This window comes from uncultured Pseudacidovorax sp., assembly GCF_913773995.1.
Lineage (GTDB): Bacteria > Pseudomonadota > Gammaproteobacteria > Burkholderiales > Burkholderiaceae_C > Xenophilus.
Window position 1 is genome coordinate 1 of record NZ_CAJYES010000170.1, and the last position, 7,495, is coordinate 7,495.

The following is a 7,495-nucleotide window of genomic DNA, read 5'->3' on the forward strand; positions in this document are numbered from 1 at the left end:
GAAGCAATAGATGCAGCCATGCTCGCAGCCGCGATAGGGGTTGAGGGAGCGGTCGAAGGAGATGTCGGGCGAGTCGTTCTCGCTGAGGGCGGAACGGGCGTCCTCGAAGCGGACCTCGGTGGCGGGCGCCCGATGCTCGGTTTCTCCGCCTGACTCGCCGTCCGCGCCCGGGGGCGACTCGTCCGCCCATCCGTCGTCGAATGCGCTGCGCTCGTCGCGGGAGAAGCGATGGGCCAGGCGTGTGGCGGCGCCGCGGCCCTTGATGGCGTGAACGGGGATGAGAGCGTCGGGCATTCGGAAGGGCCTGGTAACGGCGAGGGCAGATCATTCTGCGCCAAGACTGTTTTTTTATACAGTCATTGTAAAAGTCAGGTCCTGCTGGGGTTTTCCCTCGACCGCCGTGGGACATGTGAGAACTTTGCATGCCCTATACAGAAGCCGCTTACGCTTGCGCGCTTCGCGGGCGCCGGTGCCGCCCCGCCTCCTTCCGCCAGGACCCCATCTTGAGCCGCATTCCCTCGCCGGGCGCACGCCGCGCCCTGACCTGCTTTTGTGTCGTCTCGCTCGTGCTGTTGGTGGGCTGCCGCAATGGCGATGCCCAGAAGAAGGCGGCCGCGCCGCCGCCAACGCCCGAGGTGCTGGTTCAGGCGGTCAGGCCGACCGTCGTGCCACTGCGCACCGAACTGCCCGGGCGCACGGCGGCCTCCATGGTGGCGGAGGTGCGGCCGCAGGTCGGCGGCATCATCCGCGCGCGGCCCTTCGTCGAAGGCAGCACGGTCAAGGCCGGCCAGGTGCTCTACGAGATCGATGCGCGGCCCTTCGAGGCCGAGGTGCAGCGCGCGGAGGGCGCACTGGCCAATGCCCAGGCGACGGTCGCCTCGACGCGGGCCCTGTCCGAACGGTATCGGCAACTCCTGCCGCAGAACGCAGTGAGCCGGCAGGAACACGACAACGCCATCGCGGCCTACGAGCAGGCGCAGGCCAACGTGAAGGTGCAATCGGCAGCCCTCAACACGGCGCGCATCAACCTGCAATACACCCGGGTGACCGCGCCCATCGGCGGGCGCACCAGCCGCAGCGCCGTGACGCCAGGCGCGTTGGTCTCGGCCGCGCAGGCCACGCCGCTGCTGACCATCTCGCAGCTCAATCCCATCTATGTGGACATCGCGCAGTCCAGCGCCGAGATCCTGCGGCTGCGCCAGGCGCTGGCCGCCGGCCGCATCAGCCGCGAGGGCGACAGCCGCAAGGTGGCGCTGATGCTGGAAGACGGCAGCCGCTATGCCCAGGAGGGCCGAATCAAGCTGGCCGAGGTGACGGTGGACCCGAGCAGCGCCTCGGTCACCTTGCGGGCCGAATTTCCCAACCCCGACGGCCTGCTGCTGCCCGGCATGTATGTGCGCGCGGTGGTCGATGAGGGCACCACGCCCCAGGGCATCGTGGTGCCGGCCTCGGCCATCCAGCGCGACCGGCGCGGCAACCCGACGGTGCGCGTGGTGGGAGACGGCGACAAGCTCGAAGTGCGTCCTGTCGTCACCAGCCGCGCCGTGGGCACCGGCTGGCTGGTGGCCGAGGGCCTGAAGGCCGGCGACCGGCTGGTGCTGGAAGGCGCGCAGAACGCGCAGGCCGGTGCGGCGGTGCGCGTCAAGATGGCGCCGGCCGGCGGTCCTGCATCGGCGGCCACGGGCGCCGCCCCCGCAGCTCAGGCTCCGGGCCGCGACGCTGCCGCCGCTGCAGGCGGCCGCCCGGACGCGGCGAGTGCTGCCGCTGCCGCGAACACGGCGAATGCCGCCAACGCCGCACCGCGCAGCAACCCATGATCTCGCGCTTCTTCATCGACCGGCCCATCTTCGCCTGGGTCATCGCCATCACGATCATGCTGGCGGGCGCGCTGGCCATCCACCTGCTGCCCGTCACGCGCTACCCGGTGGTGGCGCCGCCGGCCGTGAGCATCAACGCCTTCTACCCCGGCGCCAGCGCGCAGACGGTGGAGAACAGCGTCACCCAGGTCATCGAGCAGCAGTTGACCGGCCTGGACGGCTACCTGTACATGTCGGCGCGCAGCGACTCGACGGGCCGCGTGTCCATCTTCGTGAGCTTCGAGCCCGGCACCAATCCCGACACCGCGCAGGTGCAGGTGCAGAACCGCGTGCAGCAGGCCCTGCCCCGGCTGCCGCAGCAGGTGCAGGACCAGGGCGTGACGGTGCGCAAGGCCGGCGTGGCGCCCGACCTGATCGTCACGCTCTACGACAAGACCGGGCAGCTCTCGCCCGGCGACATCGCCGACTTCCTGGTGAGCGACCTGCAGGACCCGATCAGCCGCATCGACGGCATCGGCGAGGTGTCGGTGATCGGCGGCCAGTACGCCATGCGCATCTGGCTCGATCCGCACAAGCTGCGCGGCTTCTCGATGACGCCGGGCGACGTGCAGACGGCCATCGTGCAGCAGAACGTGCAGCTGGCGGCCGGCTCGGTGGGCGCGGCGCCGGCCGTGGACGGCCAGAACTTCAGCGCGGTGCTCACGGCCCAGTCGCGCTTTCGCACGCCCGATGAGTTCCGCAACATCCTGCTGCGCACCAACCGCGACGGCTCGCTGGTGCGCCTGTCGGACGTGGCGCGGGTGGAGATCGGCTCCGAGAACTACAACTTCACCGGCCGCTACAACGGCTACCCGGCCTCGGGCGTGGTGGTGCGGCTGGCGCCCACGGCGAATGCGCTGGAAGCCATTGCCGGCGTGAAGGCCGCCGTCGACAAGATGCGCGGCCAGTTCCCGCCCGGCGTGGACGTGTCCTATCCGCTGGACACCACGCCCTTCGTCGAGCGCGCCATCAAGGACGTGATCAAGACGCTGGTCGAAGGCATCGTGCTGGTGGTGCTGGTGATGTTCCTCTTTCTGCAGAACTGGCGCGCCACACTGATCCCGGCCATTGCGGTGCCGGTGGTGCTGCTGGGCACCTTCGGCGTGCTGGCGGTGGCGGGCTTCACCATCAACATGCTCACGATGTTCGGCATGGTGCTGGCCATCGGCCTGCTGGTGGACGACGCCATCGTGGTGGTGGAAAACGTCGAACGCATCATGGAAGAGGAGCACCTCTCGCCCAAGGAGGCCACGCGCAAGTCCATGGGCGAGATCACCGGCGCGCTGATCGGCATCGGCGTGGTGCTGTCGGCGGTGTTCCTGCCCATGGCCTTCTTCGGCGGCGCCACCGGCATCATCTACCGGCAGTTCTCGATCACCATCGTCTCGGCCATGGTGCTGTCGGTGCTAGTAGCGCTGGTGCTCACGCCCGCACTGTGCGCCACGCTGCTCAAGCAGCATGCCGGCGATGCGCCCAAGCCGAAGCGCACCACCGGCTTCTTCGGCGCCTTCAACCGCTTCTTCGACCGCAGCATGGACACCTACGAGGGCAGCCTGCGCAAGCGGCTGCCCCGGCGCTGGCTGTTCATGGCGATCTATGCGGTGATCTGCGCCGGCATGGCCGTGATGTTCATGCGCACGCCCACCGGCTTCCTTCCCGACGAGGACCAGGGGCGCCTGTTCGTGCAGTACAACCTGCCCGGCGGCGCCACGCTGGACCAGACCCGCGAGGTGGCCGAGCGGGTGAGCCGCTACTTCACCGAGAACGAGAAGGACACGGTCGACGGCGTGTTCGTGTCGCCCGGCTTCACCAGCGCCGGCGCCGGTCAGAACCAGGGCCAGGGCTTCATCGCCCTCAAAGACTGGGAGCAGCGCCCCGGCCGCGAGAACACCGCCTTCGCCGTGCTGGAGCGTGCCGGCAAGGCCTTCGCCGGCGACCGGCAGGCGCGCATCTTCATGAGCGCGCCGCCGGCCGTCTCGGGCCTGGGCAACTCGGCCGGCTTCGACCTGCAACTGCAAAACACCAGCGCCATGGACTACGAGCGCTTCCGCGGCATCCGCGACCAGCTGCTGGCCAAGGCCCGGCAGGACCCGCTGCTCACGCAGGTGCGCTTCCAGGGCCAGGAGGACCAGACCACGCTGCAGGTGGACATCGACCGCGCCAAGGCGGGCTCGCTGGGCATCACGCAGACCGATGTGAACTCGCTGCTGTCGATCACCTTCGGCGGCGCCTACGTCAACGACTTCATCGACCGCAACCGCGTCAAGCGCGTGTACCTGCAGGCCGATGCGCCCTTCCGCATGACGCCGGAGGACATCGGCATCTGGAGCCTGCGCACCAGCACCGGCGCCATGGCGCCCTTCGCCAGTGTGGCCACGCCGCGCTGGAGCTACGGCCCGATGGCGCTCACGCGCTACAACGGCCTGCCCTCCTTCAACATCCAGGGCCAGGCCGTGCGCGGCGAAAGCTCGGGCGCGGCGCTGACGCGCATGGAGCAGCTGGTGGCCGAACTGCCGCAGGGCGTGGGCTATGCGTGGACGGGCCTGTCGTACCAGGAGAAGCTGGCCTCGGGCCAGGCGCTGTCGCTGTACCTGATCTCGCTGCTGGTGGTGTTCCTGGCGCTGGCGGCGCTGTACGAGAGCTGGACCATCCCGGTCTCGGTGCTGCTGGTGGTGCCGCTGGGCATCGTGGGCGCGCTGGTGGCGGCCAACCTGCGCGGCATGGACAACGACATCTTCTTCCAGGTGGGCCTGCTGACAACCATGGGCCTGGCGGCCAAGAACGCGATCCTGATCGTGGAGTTCGCGGCCGAGGGCGAACGGCGCGGCCTGTCGACCTGGGACGCGGTGATCCAGGGCGCCAAGCTGCGGTTGCGGCCCATCCTGATGACCTCGCTCGCCTTCGTGGCCGGCGTGGTGCCGCTGGCCATCGCCACCGGTGCGGGATCGGGCAGCCAGAACGCCATCGGCACCGGCGTGATCGGCGGCATGATCACCGGCACCGTGCTGGCGATCTTCTATGTGCCGCTGTTCTATCTGCTGGTGCGCTCCATCGGGCGCAAGCGGCGCGAGGCACAGAGGATGCAGGACGCGGCGGCCTGAGCCGCCTGTCTGCTTGCCTTGTCCGCACTGTTCGGGGCGGCGCGCGTCAGCCCGTGCGGCGCAGCGGCTGAGCTGTCGAACAAATCGCCCGCGTCCTACGCACGCAAGCCTTCGACCGGGTCAGAACGCGCTCATGCCGGTCGACCCTTTTTCGCGCACCTGCCGTCCGCGTCCAGGCCCTGGCACAGCAGGCCTGCGACGTCTTGCCTGGACGCTATGCGCTGGCACCGTCTGGCTCGCGGGCTGCCAAGGCACGGACGACCTCAGCCGTGCCGGCTGCCTGCCGCTGCGCGTGCCCGCCGCGGTGATGCTGCAGCGGGAGACCGGCCTCTACCGCGTGGGCGATGCCGAGACACTCGTGCTGTTCGACCATCCGCGCGACACGCGCAATGACGCCTTTCACCGCCGGAGCCTTCTGCGCACCGTGCCGCCGGGCACCCGCGTGACCATCGATCGGCTGACGCAACGCTGGGGTTTCGACTCCGGCAAGGGCCGCATCAGCGCCTTCGGCACGCTCGCGAGCGGCGAGCGCTTCGAGTACGGCTGGGGCGTCGGCACCGTCATCGGCCCGGCGCCATGGGAAGGGCCGGGGTTGCCCAACCAGCGGACCGTTCGATGTGGCGACTGATGCGTCGACCGCCTCTCCCTTCAACGCAGCAAGTCCCATGATCCTTCGACGCTTCGTCCTCGCCATTGCTCTCGGACTCACCACGGCCGCCAGCCCCCATGTCATGGCCCAGTCGGTCCTGTACCTCGCGCGACCGGCGATCGCGCTGAGCGTCAGCGACCGGGCCGCAAGCAGACAGGCGCCTGTCGAGTTCACCGTCACCATGCCGGGCGGCAAGACCACCACCGCCACGGCCGCGCCCCAGATGAGCGGCGAACGCGCTGGCACCGTGCACTACCCCAGCGACTTCGGCAACGCCGGCATGCATGTGGGCGACTACAGCTGGACCGCCCGCATCGCCGGCAAGGTCGTGATGAGCGGCAAGTTCAGCTACCGGCCATCGAACCACGGGCAGTTGCTGTTCGTGCCAGGTTGATTGAGAGCGGCCAGCCCCTTTCTGCGTTCTTCAGACCTCGTTGGGGATCAACGCATTCAGGTCGGTCACGCCCACGTCCACGCCCGCATGGAACAGCAGCGTGCTGGCCTGGCCGCGGTGATGTGTCTGGTGGTTGAAGAAGTGCTGCAGCAGCGGACCGAAGCGCTTGGCCTGGCTGGCACCGGCGGTGTTGCCGTAGCGAACCACCTCATCGAAATGAACGGGCTCCAGCCGCCGGACCATGTCGCAGATCAGGGCGTCGGTCTGCACCCGGCGCTCCCGGAGCATCGAAAGGCTGTCGGCCACGCGGTCACGCAGGCCCGTCGGGGCCGGCAGCGCGGAAAGCGGCCCGCGCAGTTCGGCCAGCGCCGGCAACTGGACGAAACGGTTCAGCCAGATCAGGTCGGCCGCCACGATGTGGCCCAGTGTGGCGAACAGCGAGCCGAAGAAGGCCCGGCGGTCCTCGAACAGCGCGGCCTCGGGCAGGGTGGCGGCAGCGTCGTAGAGCCGCTCGTTCATCCATCGGTTGTAGTCGGCCATGAGGGTGCAGAGCGCGGGGGTCATGGCGCAGACTGTAGCCATGAACCCCGCCGCCCCGATGCCCTCCATGCCGCCGGGCGTGGAGCGGCTGGAGCCGCCCCGCTGCCCCCGTTGCGGTGGACGCATCCGGCCGTGCGTCGTCTGGTTCGGCGAAGCACTGCCGCAGGGGCCGTGGCGCCGCGCCATGGCCACGGTGGGCGACGCCGATCTGCTGCTCGTGGTCGGCACCTCCGGCGTCGTGCAGCCGGCCGCCGGTCTGGCCGACCGGCGCGGGATCGGGGCCGGCCGGTGGTGGTGATCAATCCCGATGACATGGCGGGCATGGCACCGGGCGACCTGCACTGGTGCGCAACGGCGGCCCATGCATTGCCGTCCCTGCTGCATGCCTGACCCGCCGCCGCACCGCCCCTCAGCCCAGCAGCAGGGGCTTGCGGTAGATGCAGTCCCGCTTCGCCGCCACGAAGCCGCAGCTTTCGTAGACGCGAAGCGCGCCGTCGCGGTTCTGCGTGTCGACGGCGAGTCCGGACTGCGTCATGCCGACGGCCTGCTGGGCCCGCAGGCTGCGCACGATGAGCGCGCGCGCCAGACCGCGCCGCCGCCACGGCTCGCCCACGCTGATGAACTCGGTCCAGCCCCGCTGCACGCCATTGGCGCGGTTCCAGGTGGCGTCGATGTAGGTCCGCACCTGGCCGGCGATCTGGTCCGACTCGACGTCCCACGCCACCTGCCAAAGTGCAGGCTGGAAGACGGGGCTCGACAACCAGGCGAGATAGTCCTCCTCGGTGCCGGGCGCAAAGCCCCAATGGGTGCGGAAGGCCTGCTGGTGCGCTTCCCAGATGGCGCGGTAGTGGGTCGATTCGACCGGCCGCAGTTCCAGCCCCAGCGGCAGCGCAAAGTCTGGAATGCCGTCCAGGCTTGCTCGCACCATGCTGAAGAAGTGACGCGCCACCCGGTA

Annotated in this window: 7 protein-coding genes and 1 pseudogene; 5 read left to right on the top strand and 3 right to left on the bottom strand. The window is 69.5% G+C overall.

What is annotated here, in order from left to right; genetic code table 11:
* Positions 1–294, bottom strand: a pseudogene (locus tag QZ772_RS15760) (radical SAM protein); the annotation flags it as partial.
* Between the two features lie 209 nt (positions 295–503).
* Between QZ772_RS15760 and QZ772_RS15765 the strand changes: the two are divergent.
* From QZ772_RS15765 to QZ772_RS15780, 4 genes are all read left to right on the top strand, one after another.
* A complete protein-coding gene (locus QZ772_RS15765) occupies positions 504–1,817 on the top strand; it encodes an efflux RND transporter periplasmic adaptor subunit (RefSeq protein ID WP_295528139.1) in 1,314 nt (437 codons plus the stop codon).
* Positions 1,814–4,957, top strand: coding sequence for an efflux RND transporter permease subunit (locus tag QZ772_RS15770; RefSeq protein ID WP_295528142.1), 3,144 nt, complete (start codon positions 1,814–1,816; stop codon positions 4,955–4,957). The genes QZ772_RS15765 and QZ772_RS15770 overlap by 4 nt, the downstream gene beginning before the upstream one ends.
* 292 nt (positions 4,958–5,249) lie before the next feature.
* Entirely contained in the window at positions 5,250–5,585 is a 336-nt protein-coding gene (locus tag QZ772_RS15775; protein WP_295528145.1) for a hypothetical protein, read from the top strand.
* Between the two features lie 37 nt (positions 5,586–5,622).
* Positions 5,623–6,000, top strand: a complete 378-nt coding sequence (locus tag QZ772_RS15780) for a hypothetical protein (RefSeq protein ID WP_295528148.1) — start codon at positions 5,623–5,625, stop codon at positions 5,998–6,000.
* Between the two features lie 30 nt (positions 6,001–6,030).
* Here QZ772_RS15780 and QZ772_RS15785 read toward each other — a convergent pair whose 3' ends face one another.
* A complete protein-coding gene (locus QZ772_RS15785; RefSeq protein WP_295528151.1) occupies positions 6,031–6,564 on the bottom strand; it encodes a DinB family protein in 534 nt (177 codons plus the stop codon).
* Between the two features lie 16 nt (positions 6,565–6,580).
* Here QZ772_RS15785 and QZ772_RS15790 point away from each other — a divergent pair, with 16 nt between their 5' ends.
* The gene (locus tag QZ772_RS15790) at positions 6,581–6,838 is read left to right on the top strand and encodes a Sir2 family NAD-dependent protein deacetylase (RefSeq protein ID WP_295528153.1); all 258 of its coding nucleotides are present in this window, start codon (positions 6,581–6,583) and stop codon (positions 6,836–6,838) included.
* Positions 6,839–6,949: 111 nt separating this feature from the next.
* Here the strand turns inward: QZ772_RS15790 and QZ772_RS15795 are convergent.
* The coding region (locus QZ772_RS15795; RefSeq protein WP_295528155.1) for a GNAT family N-acetyltransferase at positions 6,950–7,495 on the bottom strand (546 nt) is incomplete at its 5' end.